A 17,535-nucleotide genomic window follows, 5' to 3' on the forward strand; every position below is an offset into this window, starting at 1 on the left:
ACGATAAAGGTTGTAGCCAGTTCACCACGACTCGGATATAATAGGCACTAACCACGAAGGACTCGAAAGGGGGCGCTGATATGCGTCCAAGAATTGCAGTTGTCGGCAGCTGTAATATGGATTTGGTCGTAAGTGCACATCGGATGCCCAGGCAGGGTGAGACTGTCATGGGACAACATATACGATATGTTCCCGGTGGAAAAGGGGCTAATCAGGCTGTTGGTTGCGCACGGTTAGGTGCTGATGTTAGTATGATCGGTGCTGTAGGTTGCGACGTATTTGGGCAGGGAATTATGCATGCATTGAGAGATGAGCAAATTGATTTGAGCGGAATGCTTCAAGTAGAAGCGGAACCTACGGGAACTGCTACGATTATTCATGCCTTGCAAGATAACAGCATCATTGTTGTTCCAGGAGCTAACAGCTGTTGTTCACCGGAACAGGTTCGCTCCTTCCGATCTAGGATCGAACAAGCCAACGTTTTGCTGGTACAGCTTGAGGTTCCACTGGAAACGGTTGAAGCAGCGATCTCTATCGCTCACGAGAAGAAAATTCCGACGGTGTTGAATCCTGCGCCTGCTGCTACATTGCCGGATACGATTCTTCAAAAAGTTACGATATTAACGCCAAATGAAACCGAATTTGAACATTTGACTGGAGTATCCGTCGAGCAGGCATCCGATGAAACATTAGCTGGCGTTATTCGTGAATGGGAGTTACAATACAACCATCGGATATGCCTGACACGAGGGAAATTCGGCTGCACTTATAGGAAGGAAAATGTGCTTGTACATGTACCGGCACCTCATGTGGAGGTCGTAGATACAACCGGAGCAGGGGATGCATATAACGCGGCACTGGCTTATGCCATTAGCTTAAAGTGGCCCATACATAGGGCAGTTTCATTTGCTGTAGCAGCCGGAAGCTGCTCTGTAACCCGTTTCGGGGCACAGAAAGGCATGCCAAACTTGGCAGTAGCTATGGAAATGAATTCGAGCATGAATTCGCATAACGTTTAAAACGAATCAAGGCGGGGGAAACGGAATGACAGAAACGATGAAATACTTACTTGCATTGATCATTGGGGTTATTGTACTTGCAGTTTTAACGATTATGAACTTCCGCAAGATCAGCAAGACGAAAGCGGATTTAACACCACTTAAGAAAAGAACGCTGCTTTGGTCGGAGATCTCGTTGGTGCTCTTTTTGATTCAACTCTTTTTTCGTAGAGATGACATCGGTTTTCTCGTTTTCTTCGGGATCTTGACCCTATTTACAGGCGTACATTACTTTGGCGTTCGGTATTACGCGAAGAAACAGCTTCAGTAGAATAAACAAAACAAGAAAAAGGAAGATTCAGCGCGTTTAGCGGGAAATCTTCCTTTTTTTCATTTATTTTTAATTGTTATCCCAGCTTTTCGGTGCGGTTTTAGGCTTGGAATTGGAAAACTGAAACCATCTCTTTTTTTCTTTTGTTCCATCAAGGTTCTTAGCTGAAGCATAATCAGCTTCGCTCTATCCTCATCGAGGTACTTATTGCGGAGCTGTTCAAAAGCATTCGGTTCCTGCATATGTGTTTCGCTTCCTTTTCTGACTGAATGTTTCTATGCAAACGTGCGTTCTTGTTCTATCATAACATACAGCCACTCCCGAGAAAAGAACAAAATGCGACAAATTCCGCATAAACAAAGAGACGCCCACATCTCGTAAGCGTCACTCATAAATCACTATAGTTCTCTGTGATGATAATAGTGGCCTCCGTGCCATACTTGACCCGGCGCGCCATGCCATCCCCAGCCGCCATGCCAAGCACCGCCGTGCCAGCCATGAGGATAATAAGGGTAAAGCGGATAAGGAACTACCGGATAGGGAGTCGGGATAGGTACAGGCACCGTTTCAGGAACCGGTACTGGATAAATCGGGTAAGTACTCGTGTAATTCACATAAGCCATAGCCACGTTCCTCCTTGAAGAATGGATGCTATAGCCTATGACGAAGGGAAAGAAATGGATGCTTGCCTAACTGGAATTGGGCGCATGTACAGTTAAGCGGATTTACATACTTTACGATATTTGAGATAGCTTCCGATTCGCCATACGCAAATATAGAGATAAGCCAGAACCATGGTCAGAACCGTAAACTCCGTATAGTCAAGACCTTTAAAATACTGAGACAAAGCCAGCCGAATGACAATAACGGCAATGATGACATATTTAAAGTTTTTATTTTTCTTTGCATAAACGAACCCGTCTTCACGTTTCTCATAGCCGGTATGATAGAGCATAATACTACCAAACGCCACGCCTAACACACCTGCGCAAAGCAATTCCCAAATCGCGGGGAGATGAAACGGATGATTCGGAATGTGAGCTAGTGAATTCAGCGAGAAACCAAAAACGAGCAGCAAGGCAAAGACGGGAAGGACGATGCCGATTCCTTTTCTTCGTATAGGTTTATTACCGCCTTTCACCTTTAACCAAATGATGAGCCCGATAATTACGGCTACAATTCCATAGATAATCCATACTTCCATATTCATTTTTTTACTGCCTCCTGTACATAGTTCGATCTTAGAATAAGTTGATTTGCAATCTTCTAATTGTATCCTACAAGATTTTTCACAGAAAGTATTCAGGCACAAGATTGAAGCTGTCTCAGTCTTTAGACGGAGTAACGGAACATAATTCAGCGCTCAACGTTGCCAATATGGTATACATCAACTCCTTTTATTGGACTGTTACGTTCAGATAACCTCATCGTTTCATTATTATTTGGAGCAGGCATGTTGTATTCAGAAAAAAGAAGAGGTTCCCCTCTTCACGGTCACGTTCATATATGTGGGTATTTCATCAACTCCGAGTTAATTGTCTCCGGTCTTCCACCTGCGGGGGTTCCTCCATCCAACCGTTTGTAATCATAATTTCTCCTCCTTCCTTAATGAAAGGCAATATTTTCTGAGCTAGCTTCGCCAACTCTAGAGGCAAATCAGATCGTAAATTAAACGCTCCTCCTAATGAACTGCTGCCTAAACCAAACGAACCGAGTAAATTCGTAATGTACATCATTAGCTTATCAGAAAATGGTGCGATGGTGGAATTGGTCGCTTTGCCAGCTGGAGTCGCAGGGGGCTCAATGAAATCCTGTCGCATAAACTCACCAAGTGACGTCTCCACGTCCTTCGAAAGTTTCATCCCTTTAATAAAATATTCCTTAACTTCTTGGTTGTGCGCGACTTGTGCAAAGCCTATCATTAGCTGCATACCAATTAGATTCGTTTCAATGGAATTATGAATTAGGGATATTTCTATTGCATTTAACGAACGTTTTTCTTTAAATAAATTAAATCCAGACAGATAGTGCTTATCCGTGATAAAGCTGATCTCTTTAGGCACGGACATGAATGGGGGACGGACTAATACGCCTTTATCCAGCAGATAGTTGGAACAACGATCAAATATATCTTGAGCTTCGGCGGTCAGCTGTTTGAATAACTGCCTGATATCTTGTCGATAAGACATGCTGAAGTACATGGAGAAGAGACTTGCTTCAATTTTACAAATGACGTTCAGAAACATAGGCTCGTAATAAAAATCGAAGAGCTTCGGGACTCTTTTGTTCACATCGTTCGCTGTAAAACCTAATGGAGAAGCGGCTCCTTCATTTTGAAAAATGCTGTGAATCGTTTTAACAACTTGATCGGATGCTGAGTAAGCATCTTGCAATATGTTATGTACGCTTTGATCTTCCGCATGCTCCAGGAAGTATTCCAAAAATCGAAGCAGCATCGTTTTTTCCTGATAAGTCATCCATAAGTTTCCGATTTCCGAGGACGTCAATGGTATTGAGTTTAAATTCATAATTTCGCTCCTTTTTTTCAAATAGTTTTCGTCATGGCCGTGTATTTCATACTTGATTGAGAAGTAAATCGGCTGAGATGGTAAATATACTGACATGAGGTATACCGTTGTCGGATTCGGTTTCTTTTGAAAATAAATGAATCGTTGATGTATATCCTGCGCAAACCCGGACATACTAAGATTCGACGGTGATTCAAGAGAGAGTGTCGTGTCGGAGACAACACACGTCAAGGTAACATTGTCTTGAATCATTATAGAAGCGAGGGGATGTGCCGCAGAGCTCGTTAGCGTAGTATTACGTACTATCTGACAGGGATGAGGTAAAACCGAGCAGCGTAATATTCATAGCAAGTACCATTCATGCAATCACCGTCGAGAGGACTCCGTAAGGGGTCCTTTTTCTTTTCGTTCACAATGCGGATATAAAAGGACCTAAAGGATATATTATGAAATAATATTGATTCGTAGGAGAGCCGCTTTCATGCCACATCAAAAGTTTCAATCCGCTGACCTAAGACCGCGTTATGCTAAAGGGAAAATATCTGTATTCGGTATTAATTCTGTGTATCCTCGAATTCCATGGATGGCAGCTTGGTGGGCTGCCGCTTTTCCGGGATTCGGGCACATGTTTATAGGAAAATACCTTCAAGGCTTTGTTCTTATCATTTGGGAGCTTGTAGTAAACGGTCAAGCCCATTTAAACATGGGCATTGCTCTATCCTTTCTTGGCAGGTTTGATGAAGCTAAAGCTCAAATCGACCAGAATTGGGCACTGCTTTATGTGGCTGTTTACGCATACAGTATATGGGATAGTTATCGCAGCGCGGTTGAAATCAACAAGAGTCACGTATTGTCAGAAATTGAAGATGCACCAATCGCACCTTCTGATGTGACTTTCTTTGAGGTAATTATCCTAGATAAGAAGAATCCTTGGGTTGGGATGCTCTGGTCCACTTTATCGCCTGGTTTGGGGCAATTATATGGCGGCAGTACGATTGTAGGGACATTCATCTTAGCTTGGTGGATATTTGTTTGCTATAAGGCCGTTGCGGTTCGAACTTGGCTCTATTCGTTCCTGGGGGATTTCAATAGTGCAGCTGCAATAGTGGATTGGCAGTGGTTTCTCTTTTTGCCTTCCATGTATGCATTTGCCATTTACCAAGCCTATACATCCGTTAATGAAAATAATACGTTATTCGATATTGAGCAAATAAGGCATCTAAGAGTGAGGGCGGCGAATTTGGCACATCTACACACACCTGAAGACCATACTGTACAAATAATAGCTACATTTGACCATTCCCCCTTTGTGGAGATGGCAATCCACGAAATCGAAAAATTAGGGGTGCCGGCACAGCACATCGTTGCATTGCCTCTGGAAAATCTTGACTCTCAAACCCATGTTCTTGATACGATTCATAGTGTTGACGGAAGAAGTGTTTTGGATGGGGCGATGATGAGCGGAACTATTTTGGCGGTTCTGGGAGCAATTTACGGATTTGTTTTGCATTGGGGACCTGTTATATGGGGATTGTTGGGCTTAGTTGGCGGATTCTTAATAGGATTAGCCATTGAAATAATCCTCAGTAAAAGGAAGCTTACCATTGCTTCGAGCCGTAAAAGTGAAGTGCTTTTAGAGATAACATGTCAAGCTTCCATGCAAACGAGGCTTATAAAAATTCTAAAATCCCGAAAGGCAATGGGGTTCGTAACGATGCCTAAACGCTGAGCTCTCTTATAAAATAATAAACGGCGACTGCTTGCGCAGCCGCCTCATGGGAGAGGAGAAACCGGACGAAGAGCTTATGGGGAAACGTAAGTCTTCTCCGCGGTTGTCTACGACATTCTCTGATGTCGATAATTCAAGGATAGCCTTCATATGGATATTTTATACATGGCACGGCAGGAAAATTTTTTGTTTCCATTTGGCGCATGTGGTACGATAGCAAAAGAACTTCAGCCAGAAGGGAATCAGGAAGAATGAGAGTCATTTCAGGAAACGCGAAAGGAAGAACACTTAAAGCCGTGCCAGGGATGAGTACGAGACCGACAACGGATAAAGTGAAGGAAGCCATATTCAGTATGATTGGTCCGTATTTCGACGGAGGTCAAGTGCTTGATCTATTTGCAGGCACCGGCGGACTAGGAATCGAAGCATTAAGCCGCGGCATAAGCAAAGCGGTTTTTATTGATGTGGAAAAGAAGAGTGTTGACACCGTGCATGCGAATCTGCAATCAACCGGGTACAAGGACCAAGCCGAAGTATACCGCAATGATGCGGCAAGAGCCTTAAAGGTGCTAGCTAAACGGGAGCAAAAATTTGATCTGGTATTTCTTGATCCTCCTTATAAAATGAAAGTCATAGCAGAGTTGATAACGACTATGGAGGAGCTTGGCCTTCTTTCAAGCGATGTTTTCATAGTGGCCGAGCATGATGCAGGTGATATACTGCCTGAAGCCATCGGCGAGTTGGAGCAGCAGCGAAGGTCTGAATACGGCGAGACGGCCGTAACGATTTATACAAGGATTTCTTAATCCATTGAAGGAGATGAGAAGCATGAAAAGACAAGAACATGGCATCACGGTTGCCGTATATCCCGGCAGCTTTGACCCAGTAACGCATGGTCACCTTGATATTATACATAGAGCGGCTAAGGTGTTTGACAAGCTGATTGTGGCTGTTCTGAACAATACGTCTAAGAACCCTTTGTTTTCGCTGGAAGAAAGAATGGAGCTGATCCGGAAGGTCACCGCCGATTTGCCCAATGTTGAGGTGGACGGATTTCGTGATTTGCTTGTGAACTATACGAAAAAACGTAATGTAAATTTGATTGTTCGCGGGCTCCGTGCGGTATCTGATTTTGAATATGAACTGCAAATGGCTTCGACCAATCATAAATTAAATGAAGATATTGAGACATTCTTCATGACGTCGAAGCCTAAGTTTTCCTATTTAAGCTCCAGCATTGTCAAAGAAATCGCTCGCTTTCACGGACCCGTTGAAGATTTGGTTCCTGTTGAAGTCGAAGAGGCGTTACGTGCCAAATTCCCTGCAGCCAAGTAGTCATAAATTCCGCTGACTGTCAGCGGAATTTTTTGCCGACTAGCAGATTGGTAATTAGAGACAGCAGGATCATAACTCCCATTAGAAGCAGTAGCTGGATGCTGACGCTGCTCCACATCGTCCAGAGATGTCCGCCCTCAAGCGGGGTGTGAGCTGCTGTTTGTGTCACCGGATTCAGATCCAACCGTAAGAAGCTGGGCTCTGCCGAGGCAAACACCGACTCAAGGGGCTTCCACAGGAGAAATGTCGTCATGAAAGCAATTGCGGCATGGAGTGTCCTGGCAATCAGGAATGGGGAGTAACGAACGTCGGTTTTAAAATGGAACCCTGCTGCCTGTGCATGTGCGGACAATCCGCCCCAACCAAGGAAAGCGCTGATAAAAGCTATTTTTAGAACGAGAGGAATGTCTTGCGTCTGGCTAAGAGAGTAGGAGCCTAGATAAATTTCAAACAATGCTTTGGTCCATTGCGGAGCCATGTCCGTATGCAAATGGAAGAAGCTCATCGCAGCACCAGCAAACAAACGGATAATATCAATGGCATGTGTGATGGTTACAACATGGATGATGACAGAGAATATCATCATGTATCCGCCAATGAGCATTAACGTTTGTACAGACGAGGTGACGGAATCGCCAAGCAGCTTGCCGAAAGAACGGCCGTCTTCCAAATAAGCTTCTCTCATAGCTTGTGAAGATCTTTGCCAGATAGAGCCGTTGGCGGTTTGGTGATGATCATGATTGTGGCTATGCTCGGAGGGTGCGAGCTGTTCGCCGGCGCTTCTTGATTTTCGAATACGTAGTAAGAGGCCGACTGCCAAGGCAGATACGTAATGAATGACAGCGAGCGTTGCTCCAAGGCTTGCACTGTGTAGAAAACCGACCCCTACCACGGTCAAAAGAAATAGCGGACTGCACAGGTGTGACAAGGCATTCAAGCGCTCAGCTTCGAATTGAGTAATGAGGCTCTTTTCCCGCAGATTTGCGGTAATTTTGGCTCCGGCGGGAAATCCTACAATCAAGCCCGAGGCCAAAGCCCATCCACTTACGCCGGGTAATCGAAAGATAAAACGCATAAGCGGTGTAAGCAGCATCCCGACACCTTGAATGACGCCTAATCCGGTCAAGAGCTCGGTCAAAATGAAAAAAGGCATCAGTGCGGGAAAAACAAGCTTCCACCAAACCGTCAAGCCTTCTAGGGATGCTCGAAAGGCTTCATCTGGAAATAAAATAATGGATATCACAACGATGGCGGCTATCGCGCCTAGCAGCACCGTTGTTAGCTTACTGCTAGTGCGATTATTTGTACGGTGCATGAAGTCACCTCATCCTATAATATGCTTCATTTGTACGCGCCTGCAGACGGGTTTAGACCAAGCTGCCGCTTCTGCTGCGGGTAAAGATAGCGGCCATCTTAGCAGCAAGGGGGAAAACAATATGGACGATCAAGAAGACAACAGTGTTCGCACATGGTCCAACGATTCATACCGGCATCCGAGAACCTCATCAACTCGTAGATATTTGGTTTCTGTTCTCGTGGGAGTTGTCATTATTTATTTACTCTTCTTTGTTCGGCTGCCATTCTTTATTTTCATGCCAGGCACGGCAGAAGAGATCAGACCGATGGTTTCAATCCCTGCGGGATCAAATACCGAGAAAGGCACTTTGATGCTGACGACGGTCCGAGTTGCTGATGCTAATGTGATGAGCTATCTGATTGCAGCCCTGCATCCTTACGAAGAGATCCAGCCTCAGTCCACAATCTTTCAAAACGGCGAATCCGAACAAGAGTATTCACAGCGTCAGGAATTTGTTATGCTGACCTCACAGGCTAGTGCCATTCAGGCAGCCTATACCAAAGCAAAAATCCCATATCACATCAATCACGAAGGTGTTATGGTGCTGCAGACGCTCCCTGGATTGTCAGGAGAGAAAGCATTAAAGACAGGCGATGTTTTGCTCAAAGCGGCAGATAAAGACATCAAGGAAGCTCAAGATTTGCTGGATGCCATCAAAGGCAAACAAGCAGGCGAATCCATCGATATTACGTTTAAAAGAAATCAAATTGAGCAGACGGAGACGTTGATGCTCGGCCTGCTGCCAAAGCAGGAGGGCTCCACACAGGAGCAGAGGGCTGGGATAGGTGTAGTTCCAGCGGATATGCAGGCTGTAAAGGCTGATAACGAGCAGCAGCAGGTGACCATCAAAGCCGGCGAGATTGGAGGACCGTCGGCAGGTCTGATGTTCTCGCTAGAGATTTACAATCAATTAGTGCCGGAGGATATCACGAAGGGGCATCGCATTGCAGGCACAGGCACAATTGAAACAGTTGATGGTGTAGTCGGTCCAATTGGTGGCATTGAGCACAAGATTATTGCCGCAGATAAGGAAGGCGCTGAATACTTTTTTGCACCTAAAGATGTGACTCTTTCGAATGGCTCCAAAATTGAAAATTACTCAGATGCAGTCAAGCGGGCAAAGCAAATCAAATCCAAGATGAAAATTGTCGAAATCGGAACGATGGACGACGCGCTTAGGTTCTTGGAAGGACTTCCTGCCAAATAACGACTCTGTTATGAATATTTTGTGCGCTGATTGGTTGACAAAAGGCGAACCTACTGGATATAATAATCTTTGTTTGTTTGGGGTGATAATCATGCTGATTCACTTGAAAGATCTTGCTCTAAAAGGACAACCGGTTCACTTGACGGAAGACATGAATGTTCCTGCCGTTTTTCAAGGTAGACAAGACATCCTTCGTTATAGTCCCGTACATGTCGATCTTCATGCGGTGCATGAAGGTGGAGCGGCTAAAGTTAGCGGAAAGTTAACGTTGGATTTGGAGTTAAGCTGTTCACGATGCTTATCGCACGTCAAGCAAACAATCGAGCTTCCCTTCAAGGAAGTTTTCACGCAGAAGCTGGATGAAGATGCCGAGGAAGACGAGGATGTTCATCTGGTTACTGAAGATAAAATCGATTTGGAGCCTTACGTGGCAGAAAATGTAGTGGTGGGTTTACCATACATACCACTTTGTGATGAAGCTTGTAAAGGTCTCTGTCCGGTGTGCGGAGGAAACCGCAATCAGCATGATTGCGGCTGCAAGGTAGAGAAGATTGACCCTCGACTTGCAGGACTCGCGGACTTTTTTAACAAAAATGAATGAAATTTGCTTAAGGAGGTGGGAATATGGCAGTACCTCAAAGAAGAACGTCCAAAACTCGTCGCGACAAGCGCCGTACTCACTTTAAACTGGAAGTTCCAGGTATGGTAAAATGCGACCAATGTGGAGAGCTCAAGCTGGCGCACCGCGTTTGCAAAACTTGTGGTTCTTACAAAGGAAGAGAGATCGTAAAAGCATAGTAAGTCGATATAGTACTTCATCCTAGTGTGAGGTGCTATTTTTTTTGCTTTCTTTTTCCTTGTAAATTTAATATACTACAATTTAGTATCTGGTAATAAGAGCATCTCACAAGATAAAAGGCGGTGGACGCCATCGAACGCCTTCCAAAACGGCAAAGGCAGCAGCTGCTGCTGCAGGAGATTGAAGCCAATCCCTTCATGACCGATGAAGAGCTGATGAGAAGGTTTCAAGTCAGCATTCAAACGGTTCGACTGGATCGATTGGAGCTGGGGATTCCCGAGCTTCGGGAGCGAATGAAACATATGGCCGTCAAAACTTACGATCAAGTTCGTTCTTTGGATTTGGAGGAAGTTATTGGCGAAGTAATTGATATCCAACTTGACCAGAGCGGTATTTCTATATTTGAAATCAAGGATGAACATATTTTTTCGAGGACAAAAATCGCTAGGGGACATCACATTTTTTCCCAAGCCAACTCCTTGGCCGTTGCAGTCATTAATGATCCGATTGCATTGACAGCATCAGCGGACATCAGGTTCATTCGACCGGTCAAACTTGGAGAAAAATGTATTTCTAAGGCGTACGTCCGCTCCATCTCCAAAGGGAAAGCTAGAGTCGAGGTGTTTACTTATGTGGGGGACGAAGCGGTGTTTCGAGGGAATTTTGTCATCTTTCATTCTAAGAAAGAACAGCACTAAGCAAGAATGAACACCGTCGAGCGAAGCAAATGCTGTAGGAGAATCACTCCTGCGGAAGCGAAAATCCGATAAGCAGCTTAAGAGGGAGGACAGTTTGCATGCGGATAGCGATTGACGCCATGGGCGGGGATCATGCTCCCAAGGACATAGTTGAAGGCGCACTTGCCGCGGCAAGAGAGTGGAACGAAATTGAGGTTGTTCTAGTCGGCAATGCCGCTGAAATAGAGAAATATATGACGGATAAACCGGCGAATCTAACGGTTCGTCATACGGAGGAAATCATTGAAGCGGACGATGAGCCGGTTAAGGCTGTACGTCGCAAGAAGGACTCTTCCATGGTCGTCGCGGGCCGTATGGTGCGTGAGAAGGAAGCCGATGCGATGATTTCGGCGGGGAATACAGGAGCATTAATGACAACAGGCCTGCTCGTGATCGGCAGAATACCGGGGATCGAGCGACCTGCGCTTGCTCCAATGATTCCCACTGTGAACGGGAATGGACTTCTGGCACTCGACTTAGGGGCTAACATGGATGCAACTGCGGAACAGCTGTCTCAGTATGCGGTTATGGGGAGTGTCTATCGTAACAAAGTTCATGGTATTGACCGGCCGCGCGTTGGACTGCTGAATGTCGGTACGGAAGCCATGAAAGGGAATGAATTGACAAAAGCGGCATATCCATTAATGGAACAGGCTCCTATTCATTTTATCGGAAATGTGGAATCACGAGATGCGCTGCGTGCAGATTGTGATGTACTGGTATGTGACGGCTTCGCAGGGAATATTATGCTTAAATCGTTGGAAGGAGCTGCTTCCGTATTTTTCTCAGTATTGAAGACGGAGTTCACTAGAACCTGGTACTCCAAGCTAGCAGCAGCGATTCTAAAGCCTGGCATACTTAAATTTAGAAAAAAATTCGATTATACGGAGCACGGAGCAGCACCGCTCTTGGGTGTACAAGGATTGGTTCTGAAGTGCCACGGCTCTTCAGATGCCAACGCGATTAAAAATGCAGTAAGACAGGCTAAAATTGCTTTGCAAAACAATCTGGTCAGCGCAATCTCAACGGAAATTCAGTCTCGGGAAGTGAGAGAAACGATATGAAACTAATACCGGTTGGCGTTTTGGGATCAGGCAAATATGTGCCTGAACGCGTACTAACGAATCAAGAGCTGGAAACCATGGTGGAAACGAATGATGAGTGGATCGTTACCAGAACGGGGATCCGTGAGCGCAGAATTGCCCATGAGGGACAAGCGACTTCAGACCTAGCTTATGAGTCCGCAATCATTGCGCTGGAGAAGGCGGGTATATCCGCAGAACAGCTGGATCTGATCATCGTGGCCACGATCACACCGGATATGGCTTTCCCTTCAACAGCTTGCTTGCTGCAGGACAAGCTAGGAGCTAAGAAAGCGGCGGCATATGACTTATCGGCAGCTTGTTCTGGGTTTATATATGGTCTCGCTAATGCATCGAATTTCATTGCAACTGGTATGTATAAATATGCGCTCGTGATCGGTGCTGACACGCTGTCCAGAATTACGGATTACACAGATCGTAACACTTGCATCTTGTTTGGAGATGGAGCAGGTGCCGTCGTGATTGGCGAGGTGCCGGAAGGCAGAGGCTTTAAATCATTTGAGCTTGGAGCGGATGGTTCCGGGGGCGAACTGCTGAAGATTGAGGGGGGCGGTTCCAGACGTCCTGCTACACAGCAATCCATTGATGAGCGTCGTCATTTCATCTACATGGCCGGCTCCGAGGTCTTTAAATTCGCAGTTAGAATTATGGGGAATGCAGCGGAGGAAGCTCTTCGCAAAGCAGGCTGGAACAAAGGCGAGATTGATGTTCTCGTCCCGCATCAAGCCAATATGCGAATCATTCAAGCTTCTCTGAATCGTTTGGAGCTTAGCGATGATAAATGTATGATTAACTTGGACAAGTATGGCAACATGTCGGCGGCATCGATCCCGGTGGCTCTCGCTGAGGCTGTGGAGCAAGGCAGAGTCAAGGAAGGTGACCGGTTGGTGTTGGTCGGCTTCGGAGGCGGTCTCACTTGGGGCGCTTCTGCGATGGTTTGGTAGGAATACTAACGGCAGTTTAAAGAACGTTAACGATAATGATAGCATTCGATCCATTCAATAACGATGAACGAGAGCGAGGAATCTTTACCCATGGGGAAAATAGCATTTGTTTTTCCAGGACAAGGCTCCCAGTCCGTAGGAATGGGACAAGACTTATATCAGCAGCATCCTGCGGCAAAAGCTTACTTTGACCGCGCGGATGAAGCGCTCGGCTTCAAGCTTTCAGATCTGATCTTTCAAGGTCCGGAGCAGGAGCTGAAAATCACTTACCACACGCAGCCTGCGCTGCTGACAACAAGCATTGCTTGTCTGGAAGCGTTCAAGGCTGCGGGCATTACGCCCGACTATGTCGCCGGACATAGTCTGGGCGAATACAGCGCGCTCGTCGCAGCGGGCGTGCTTGAGTTCGAGGACGCGGTCCGCACCGTGCGGGCCCGCGGCGAGTTCATGGAACAGGCCGTCCCTGGCGGCCTGGGCGCAATGGCGGCCGTGCTCGGAGCCGAGCGCGAAGCGCTGGCGGAGCTTTGCTCGGCCATCACGGCAGGCGGCTCCGTCGTGGAGCTCGCCAATGTGAACTGCCCGGGACAGATTGTCGTCTCAGGCAGTAAGGAAGGCGTTGCCGCGGTCGCAGAGCGCGGCAAGGAGATCGGCGCGAAGCGCGTCATTCCGCTCGAAGTGAGCGGGCCTTTCCATTCTTCGCTGATGAAGCCCGCATCCGAGCGCTTGGCAGATGTGCTCGCTGGACTAAACATGAGTGAAGCTTCGATGCCTGTCGTAGCCAATGTGACCGCTCAGCCGGTAACGCAGCCTGACGACATTCGCCGCCTGCTTGTGGAGCAAGTATATTCCCCGGTATTATGGGAAGATACGATTACCTACTTGATCGCGCAAGGCGTGGATACATTCATTGAGCTTGGCTCGGGGACCGTGCTTGCAGGTCTGATCAAAAAAGTGGACCGCAGCGTGAAAGCCGTATCGCTGGGCAGCCTGGATGCGTTGGAGAAATTCTTGCAGGAAGCTCATGCGTAAACAACTTCTTTCTATATAATAAGGAGGTCAGCGATATTCATGCTGTCAGGTAAAGTAGCACTGGTAACAGGCGCGTCCAGAGGCATCGGACGTGCGATTGCTTTGCATTTGGCCGAATCGGGAGCCGATGTGGCCGTGAATTATGCGGGGAGCGAGCGAGCTGCGCAAGAAGTCGTGGAGCAGATCGAGGCGATGGGCCGTAAAGCCGTTAAGCTTCGCGCAGATGTGAGCAGCAGTCAGGAAGCTGAAGAGCTAGTCAAGCTGACGCTGGAAGCTTTCGGTAAAATTGATATTCTGGTGAATAATGCCGGAATTACGAGAGACAATTTAATCATGCGAATGAAGGAAGACGAATTTGATCAAGTGATTGCTACGAATCTAAAGGGTGTGTTTAACTGCGTGAAGGCAGTTACTCGTCCGATGATGAAGCAGCGTTCCGGTCGAATCATTAACATATCTTCCGTAGTTGGCGTGATCGGTAATCCCGGTCAAGCTAACTATGTGGCGGCTAAAGCAGGAGTGATCGGCCTAACCAAAGCGACGGCGAAAGAATTATCTTCACGTGGAATTACTGTGAATGCAGTGGCTCCGGGCTTTATTGAAACCGATATGACGGACAAGCTGTCCGAAGAGCTGCGCGGGCAAATGCTGGGGCAGATTCCGCTCCAGAGGCTCGGTCAGCCTGAAGAAATCGCCAAAGTCGTCCGATTCCTTGCTTCTGACGATTCTTCGTACATGACAGGCCAGACACTTCATGTGGACGGCGGCATGTACATGTAAGTCAAACCTGGAAAAAGGGCTTCACGGGAACTAAAAATTGTCTATTGGCAATCTGTACAAGTTTCTCGTATAATACCAAGGAGGAGGTGAACCGGATGTCCGACGTATTGGATCGTGTGAAACGAATTGTGGTCGATCGTCTAGGGGTAGATGAAGCTGAAGTCACCCTCGAAGCATCTTTCAAAGAAGATTTAGGTGCTGATTCTCTCGATGTAGTAGAATTGGTAATGGAATTAGAAGATGAATTCGATTTGGAAATTTCCGACGAAGATGCTGAGAAGATTACTACTGTAGGAGAAGTTGTGAATTACATAAAATCTCATACGTAAAAGTCTTACAAGTCCCGTTCTCTCATCAAGACGGGACTTCTCTCCATTCCTGAAAGTTACATAAAATATCCAATATACATGTTTCCTCTTGCCAGGCAGCTCATGTTGAGAAACTTGAGAAGAGGTTTATCTCATATAGAGGTGGTACAGATGAATAGAGTAGTTATTACTGGTATGGGCGTTGTCACAGCCCTTGGACAAGATCTGGATACATTCTGGAAGAACCTGACTAGCGGTAAATCTGGAGTCGGTATGATCGAGAATTTCGATGTTAGCGAATATCCGACACGGATCGCAGCAGAAATAAAAGATTTTGATATCGAGCAGTACGTTGATCGTAAAGAAGCTCGACGCATGGATAGATTCGTACAGTTCGCCGTTGCAGGCTCACTTAACGCTTTGAAAGACGCGAATCTGAATGTCAAGGAAGATACAGATCCTGAACGTGTTGGCGTATCCGTCGGTTCAGGTATCGGCGGCTTGAATACATGGGAAGAGCAGCACCGGACTTTGCTTGAAAAGGGGCCAAAACGAGTTAGTCCGTTCTTCATCCCCATGATGATTGCGAACATGGCTTCCGGACAGATTTCCATGATCACAGGCGCCAAAGGACCTAATAGCACAGCAGTTACAGCTTGTGCTACAGGAACGCATTCCATCGGTGATTCTTTCAAGATGATTCAACGCGGCGATGCGGATGTAATGATCTGCGGAGGCGCCGAAGCAACGATCACGCCAATCGGTGTTGCGGGATTTTGTGCGCTTCGCGCCATGTCTACACGCAATGAAGAGCCTCATCTTGCTAGTCGCCCGTTCGATGTAGATCGTGACGGCTTTGTCATGGGAGAAGGAGCAGGTGTGCTTATTCTTGAGTCTTTGGAGCATGCACAAAAGCGCGGAGCGCGCATTTATGCAGAGGTTATCGGTTACGGCATGAGCGGAGACGCTTATCATATGACGGATCCGGATCCGGACGGAGCAGCTCGCTGCATGGCGAAAGCTATTAAGGACGCCGATATTGCGCCAACAGATATCGCTTACATCAACGCGCATGGAACATCAACACCGGTAGGCGACAGATCAGAAACAACGGCAATTAAGAAAACGCTTGGAGAGCATGCATATAAAGTCGCGGTTAGTTCAACCAAGTCGATGACAGGGCATTTGCTCGGAGCAGCGGGCGGAGTTGAAGCGGTTATTTGTGGGCTAACAATCTCCAACAATCTCATTGCTCCAACGATCAATCTGGTCAATCAGGATCCTGAATGTGATCTGGATTATGTGCCTAACGTAGCTAGAGAAGCGAAGGTTGACATTGCAATGTCCAACTCGTTTGGCTTCGGAGGCCACAATGCTACGATCGTTCTCAAGAGATTTGAAGCATAAATTGCCTTCCTGCGAAGAAAGATAAGGAAATATGAATCTCTCTGGGCGGTGACAAAGCAATGAACCGAGATGTTAAAGAACTGCAAAATCGAATCGGCATCACGTTTCGGAGATCGGAGCTGCTGAGGCAGGCTTTCACGCATTCTTCGTACGTTAATGAGCACCGGATCGCCGGACACAAGGACAATGAGCGCTTGGAGTTTCTAGGGGATGCCGTTCTGGAGTTAACCGTTTCGGAATTTTTATATGATACATATCCCGGAAGATCGGAAGGGGAATTGACGAAGCTTAGAGCCTCTATTGTCTGCGAGCCTTCGCTTGTCACCTTTGCCGAAAGTCTGGACTTTGGCGCCTTCGTTTATCTCGGTAAAGGCGAGGAACTCACCGGTGGACGTTCACGTCCGGCTCTATTAGCAGACGTATTTGAATCGTTCATCGGAGCTCTCTACTTGGATCAAGGGCTCGATAGCGTGAAAGCTTTTTTGAAGAAGCATGTCTTCCCCAAAATTTCCAGTGAAGGCAAGCTGCTTGTGATTGATTACAAGACTCAGCTTCAAGAGTACACGCAGCATCACAATCTAGGTATTCTGGAATACCGGATTGTTGATGAACGGGGACCGGCGCATGAGCGGGAATTCGTTGCCGAAGTGTATATGGACTCGGAATTGCTCGGTATCGGGGCAGGCCGCTCTAAGAAAGAAGCGGAGCAGCAAGCGGCATCTGGAGCGTTGTCGAAGCTGAATGTTCCTGTAGAGCGTTAAGAGAATAAGGATCTTGCAGGAAAGGCGGCCGCGGCCGCCTTTTATTTGTCGCTAAGAAGGTATAAGTTATATACTTTTCTTTGGCTTCGCATCAACCTTGACAACGAGGTTGCCCTATAAGGACGACGAAGTCGTTTATCCTTGCATGTACATGGAATTAATAGGCTCCAGTATGCACCTAT

General features: G+C 46.7%; 21 protein-coding genes. 16 read left to right on the top strand and 5 right to left on the bottom strand.

Features of this window, described 5'->3' with window-relative positions; all coding sequences use genetic code 11:
• Nucleotides 1-80 precede the first annotated feature (80 nt).
• Both rbsK and L0M14_RS09415 read left to right on the top strand, forming a co-directional pair.
• Nucleotides 81-1,019: a ribokinase gene (rbsK, locus tag L0M14_RS09410; RefSeq protein WP_235121862.1), complete on the top strand. Its 939-nt coding sequence runs from the start codon at nt 81-83 to the stop codon at nt 1,017-1,019.
• A gap of 25 nt (nt 1,020-1,044) precedes the next feature.
• Nucleotides 1,045-1,329 (top strand): hypothetical protein, encoded by a 285-nt coding sequence (locus tag L0M14_RS09415; protein ID WP_235121863.1) that lies wholly within the window; start codon nt 1,045-1,047, stop codon nt 1,327-1,329.
• 59 nt (nt 1,330-1,388) lie between these two features.
• Here the strand turns inward: L0M14_RS09415 and L0M14_RS09420 are convergent, their stop codons facing one another.
• The 4 genes from L0M14_RS09420 to L0M14_RS09435 all read right to left on the bottom strand — a co-directional run bounded on the left by L0M14_RS09420 (nt 1,389) and on the right by L0M14_RS09435 (nt 3,857).
• Nucleotides 1,389-1,571, bottom strand: coding sequence for a hypothetical protein (locus L0M14_RS09420; protein ID WP_235121864.1), 183 nt, complete (start codon nt 1,569-1,571; stop codon nt 1,389-1,391).
• Between the two features lie 156 nt (nt 1,572-1,727).
• Nucleotides 1,728-1,952, bottom strand: a complete 225-nt coding sequence (locus L0M14_RS09425; protein ID WP_235121865.1) for a hypothetical protein — start codon at nt 1,950-1,952, stop codon at nt 1,728-1,730.
• A gap of 92 nt (nt 1,953-2,044) precedes the next feature.
• Nucleotides 2,045-2,539 carry a CcdC protein domain-containing protein gene (locus L0M14_RS09430; RefSeq protein ID WP_235121866.1) on the bottom strand — a complete coding sequence of 165 codons (495 nt, stop codon included), beginning with the start codon at nt 2,537-2,539 and terminating at the stop codon, nt 2,045-2,047.
• A 310-nt stretch (nt 2,540-2,849) separates the two neighbouring features.
• Complete coding sequence (locus L0M14_RS09435) at nt 2,850-3,857, bottom strand: DUF3231 family protein (RefSeq protein WP_235121867.1); 1,008 nt, start codon at nt 3,855-3,857, stop codon at nt 2,850-2,852.
• Nucleotides 3,858-4,338: 481 nt separating this feature from the next.
• Between L0M14_RS09435 and L0M14_RS09440 the strand changes: the two genes are divergently transcribed.
• From L0M14_RS09440 to coaD, 3 genes are all read left to right on the top strand, one after another.
• Nucleotides 4,339-5,586: a hypothetical protein gene (locus L0M14_RS09440; protein WP_235121868.1), complete on the top strand. Its 1,248-nt coding sequence runs from the start codon at nt 4,339-4,341 to the stop codon at nt 5,584-5,586.
• A 251-nt stretch (nt 5,587-5,837) separates the two neighbouring features.
• Nucleotides 5,838-6,392, top strand: a complete 555-nt coding sequence (gene rsmD, locus L0M14_RS09445; RefSeq protein ID WP_235121869.1) for a 16S rRNA (guanine(966)-N(2))-methyltransferase RsmD — start codon at nt 5,838-5,840, stop codon at nt 6,390-6,392.
• A 22-nt stretch (nt 6,393-6,414) separates the two neighbouring features.
• Entirely contained in the window at nt 6,415-6,921 is a 507-nt protein-coding gene (gene coaD / locus L0M14_RS09450) for a pantetheine-phosphate adenylyltransferase (RefSeq protein WP_235121870.1), read from the top strand.
• Between the two features lie 19 nt (nt 6,922-6,940).
• On the opposite strand, the gene L0M14_RS09455 is transcribed toward coaD, so the two are convergent.
• On the bottom strand, nt 6,941-8,236 hold the full coding sequence (locus L0M14_RS09455; RefSeq protein ID WP_235121871.1) for a nucleoside recognition domain-containing protein: 1,296 nt from the start codon (nt 8,234-8,236) through the stop codon (nt 6,941-6,943).
• Nucleotides 8,237-8,357: 121 nt separating this feature from the next.
• On the opposite strand from L0M14_RS09455, the gene L0M14_RS09460 reads away from it, so the two are divergent.
• The 11 genes from L0M14_RS09460 (at nt 8,358) to rnc (ending at nt 17,353) form a co-directional block, all read left to right on the top strand.
• Complete coding sequence (locus tag L0M14_RS09460) at nt 8,358-9,485, top strand: SepM family pheromone-processing serine protease (protein ID WP_235121872.1); 1,128 nt, start codon at nt 8,358-8,360, stop codon at nt 9,483-9,485.
• Nucleotides 9,486-9,576: 91 nt separating this feature from the next.
• The gene (locus tag L0M14_RS09465; RefSeq protein ID WP_235121873.1) at nt 9,577-10,086 is read left to right on the top strand and encodes a YceD family protein; all 510 of its coding nucleotides are present in this window, start codon (nt 9,577-9,579) and stop codon (nt 10,084-10,086) included.
• Nucleotides 10,087-10,109: 23 nt separating this feature from the next.
• A complete protein-coding gene (rpmF, locus tag L0M14_RS09470; RefSeq protein WP_235121874.1) occupies nt 10,110-10,283 on the top strand; it encodes a 50S ribosomal protein L32 in 174 nt (57 codons plus the stop codon).
• Nucleotides 10,284-10,406: 123 nt separating this feature from the next.
• Nucleotides 10,407-10,982 (top strand): transcription factor FapR, encoded by a 576-nt coding sequence (fapR, locus tag L0M14_RS09475; protein ID WP_235121875.1) that lies wholly within the window; start codon nt 10,407-10,409, stop codon nt 10,980-10,982.
• A gap of 98 nt (nt 10,983-11,080) precedes the next feature.
• Nucleotides 11,081-12,085 carry a phosphate acyltransferase PlsX gene (gene plsX, locus L0M14_RS09480; RefSeq protein WP_235121876.1) on the top strand — a complete coding sequence of 335 codons (1,005 nt, stop codon included), beginning with the start codon at nt 11,081-11,083 and terminating at the stop codon, nt 12,083-12,085.
• Complete coding sequence (locus L0M14_RS09485) at nt 12,082-13,068, top strand: beta-ketoacyl-ACP synthase III (protein ID WP_311198863.1); 987 nt, start codon at nt 12,082-12,084, stop codon at nt 13,066-13,068. The genes plsX and L0M14_RS09485 overlap by 4 nt, the downstream gene beginning before the upstream one ends.
• A gap of 90 nt (nt 13,069-13,158) precedes the next feature.
• Entirely contained in the window at nt 13,159-14,097 is a 939-nt protein-coding gene (gene fabD, locus L0M14_RS09490; RefSeq protein ID WP_235121877.1) for an ACP S-malonyltransferase, read from the top strand.
• A 39-nt stretch (nt 14,098-14,136) separates the two neighbouring features.
• Entirely contained in the window at nt 14,137-14,877 is a 741-nt protein-coding gene (gene fabG / locus L0M14_RS09495; protein ID WP_235121878.1) for a 3-oxoacyl-[acyl-carrier-protein] reductase, read from the top strand.
• 95 nt (nt 14,878-14,972) lie between these two features.
• Nucleotides 14,973-15,206: an acyl carrier protein gene (gene acpP, locus L0M14_RS09500; RefSeq protein WP_235121879.1), complete on the top strand. Its 234-nt coding sequence runs from the start codon at nt 14,973-14,975 to the stop codon at nt 15,204-15,206.
• A gap of 150 nt (nt 15,207-15,356) precedes the next feature.
• A complete protein-coding gene (gene fabF, locus L0M14_RS09505; protein ID WP_235121880.1) occupies nt 15,357-16,592 on the top strand; it encodes a beta-ketoacyl-ACP synthase II in 1,236 nt (411 codons plus the stop codon).
• A 59-nt stretch (nt 16,593-16,651) separates the two neighbouring features.
• A complete protein-coding gene (gene rnc / locus L0M14_RS09510) occupies nt 16,652-17,353 on the top strand; it encodes a ribonuclease III (RefSeq protein ID WP_235121881.1) in 702 nt (233 codons plus the stop codon).
• Nucleotides 17,354-17,535: the final 182 nt, after the last annotated feature.

Source organism: Paenibacillus hexagrammi (genome assembly GCF_021513275.1).
Lineage (GTDB): Bacteria > Bacillota > Bacilli > Paenibacillales > NBRC-103111 > Paenibacillus_E > Paenibacillus_E hexagrammi.

Coding starts and splice junctions, on each gene's coding strand:
- L0M14_RS09415 (WP_235121863.1), top strand. CDS start 1,045: ATGACAGAAACGATGAAATACTTACTTGCATTGATCATTGGGGTTATT.
- L0M14_RS09455 (WP_235121871.1), bottom strand. CDS start 8,236: ATGCACCGTACAAATAATCGCACTAGCAGTAAGCTAACAACGGTGCTG.
- rsmD (WP_235121869.1), top strand. CDS start 5,838: ATGAGAGTCATTTCAGGAAACGCGAAAGGAAGAACACTTAAAGCCGTG.
- L0M14_RS09485 (WP_311198863.1), top strand. CDS start 12,082: ATGAAACTAATACCGGTTGGCGTTTTGGGATCAGGCAAATATGTGCCT.
- L0M14_RS09425 (WP_235121865.1), bottom strand. CDS start 1,952: ATGGCTTATGTGAATTACACGAGTACTTACCCGATTTATCCAGTACCG.
- coaD (WP_235121870.1), top strand. CDS start 6,415: ATGAAAAGACAAGAACATGGCATCACGGTTGCCGTATATCCCGGCAGC.
- L0M14_RS09435 (WP_235121867.1), bottom strand. CDS start 3,857: ATGAATTTAAACTCAATACCATTGACGTCCTCGGAAATCGGAAACTTA.
- L0M14_RS09430 (WP_235121866.1), bottom strand. CDS start 2,539: ATGAATATGGAAGTATGGATTATCTATGGAATTGTAGCCGTAATTATC.
- L0M14_RS09465 (WP_235121873.1), top strand. CDS start 9,577: ATGCTGATTCACTTGAAAGATCTTGCTCTAAAAGGACAACCGGTTCAC.
- L0M14_RS09420 (WP_235121864.1), bottom strand. CDS start 1,571: ATGCAGGAACCGAATGCTTTTGAACAGCTCCGCAATAAGTACCTCGAT.
- rnc (WP_235121881.1), top strand. CDS start 16,652: ATGAACCGAGATGTTAAAGAACTGCAAAATCGAATCGGCATCACGTTT.
- rpmF (WP_235121874.1), top strand. CDS start 10,110: ATGGCAGTACCTCAAAGAAGAACGTCCAAAACTCGTCGCGACAAGCGC.
- rbsK (WP_235121862.1), top strand. CDS start 81: ATGCGTCCAAGAATTGCAGTTGTCGGCAGCTGTAATATGGATTTGGTC.
- acpP (WP_235121879.1), top strand. CDS start 14,973: ATGTCCGACGTATTGGATCGTGTGAAACGAATTGTGGTCGATCGTCTA.
- fabF (WP_235121880.1), top strand. CDS start 15,357: ATGAATAGAGTAGTTATTACTGGTATGGGCGTTGTCACAGCCCTTGGA.
- L0M14_RS09460 (WP_235121872.1), top strand. CDS start 8,358: ATGGACGATCAAGAAGACAACAGTGTTCGCACATGGTCCAACGATTCA.
- plsX (WP_235121876.1), top strand. CDS start 11,081: ATGCGGATAGCGATTGACGCCATGGGCGGGGATCATGCTCCCAAGGAC.
- fabG (WP_235121878.1), top strand. CDS start 14,137: ATGCTGTCAGGTAAAGTAGCACTGGTAACAGGCGCGTCCAGAGGCATC.
- L0M14_RS09440 (WP_235121868.1), top strand. CDS start 4,339: ATGCCACATCAAAAGTTTCAATCCGCTGACCTAAGACCGCGTTATGCT.
- fabD (WP_235121877.1), top strand. CDS start 13,159: ATGGGGAAAATAGCATTTGTTTTTCCAGGACAAGGCTCCCAGTCCGTA.